This window comes from Paenibacillus glufosinatiresistens, assembly GCF_031470375.1.
GTDB lineage: Bacteria > Bacillota > Bacilli > Paenibacillales > Paenibacillaceae > Paenibacillus_AQ > Paenibacillus_AQ glufosinatiresistens.
This window is the reverse complement of sequence record NZ_JAVFHT010000044.1, coordinates 1-1066: the sequence shown is the minus strand read 5'-3', so window position 1 is coordinate 1066 and position 1066 is coordinate 1. Positions and strand designations below refer to the sequence as shown.

General features: G+C 48.6%; 1 protein-coding gene. It reads right to left on the bottom strand.

Going from position 1 to position 1066, the window contains the following annotated elements:
* Positions 1 to 18: 18 nt before the first annotated feature.
* Positions 19 to 1066 (bottom strand): IS3 family transposase gene (locus RBI05_RS19220; RefSeq protein ID WP_310552214.1). Its coding sequence is split into 2 segments (ribosomal slippage), with 1049 coding nucleotides annotated over them: positions 19 to 890 and positions 890 to 1066; the frame shifts between segments, so codons are not numbered across the junction. This gene is flagged as partial in the annotation.

The window sequence follows — 1066 nt, the reverse complement described above, 5'->3', positions numbered from 1 at the left end:
TGGATTGTCAACAGTAAATCAGACAACTTGTTTAAGGGCTTCTTGGCGATACTGAACAGGCGTTCTATAGCCTAAAGTTCCATGGATACGATGCTTGTTGAACCAATTAACGTAATCGTATAGCTCGATTTGCAAATGGCGAAGACTCTGGAATTCCATTTGGTTCACGAATTCCGTTTTCATGATTTTGTATGTCGCTTCGGCTACGGCGTTGTCATAGGGGCAGGCCTTCTTGCTGAGGGATCGGCCGATCTCAAAGGTTTGTAAGAGCTCGTCCATCGCTTCATTCTTAAACTCGCTGCCGCGGTCCGTGTGGAACCACTCGATTTGGCGCAGATCGCCCTGTACCGTAGCAAAGGCGCGGGAAATCAAAGCCACATCCTTGTTTGGCCCTGCGCTGTGTCCCACAATTTCTCGATTAAACAGGTCGATCAGCACGCAAATATAGTGCCACTTGTTCTGCACCTTAACATACGTTAGATCGCTCACGACAAAGCGCCTGGGCTTCGTCTGCTCGAATTCACGGTTCAGTATATTCGCCGTAGCTGCGTTGTTACAAGCTGCCTTGTGGGGCTTGAACTGTGCGGCAGTGTAGGTTGAAACAAGCCCCTGTTCTTTCATGATTCGCCCTATACGGCGTCTGGACACGACAAATCCCTGTTCCTTTAGCTTCACTTTGATTTTGCGTGTGCCATAGGCTCTGCGGTTCTTGTGGAAGATCTCTACGATCGCTGTCGATAGTGCATCTTCTGCCGTTCGTTCCTTTGCTTCATAGTAGAATGTGCTTTTTGCGATTTGCAGGACGTCGCACATTGCTGATACCGAGTATTTATCACGGTTATTCCGGATGATAGCTACTTTCGTCCCATGATCAGCGCGGCTTGCTTTAAAATGTCGTTCTCCATCTTCAGTCGCCCAATCTCTTTCCGTAAAGCAAGGAGTTCATTCTCTTCGAGAGAGCGGTTGTCCTTTTCCTTGAAGGAGCCTGTGTTCCTGGCTTGCTTGATCCAGCGGTCTAAAGCAGAAGCCGTGAGGTCATATTCCTCCACAATGGCTGCTCTGGATT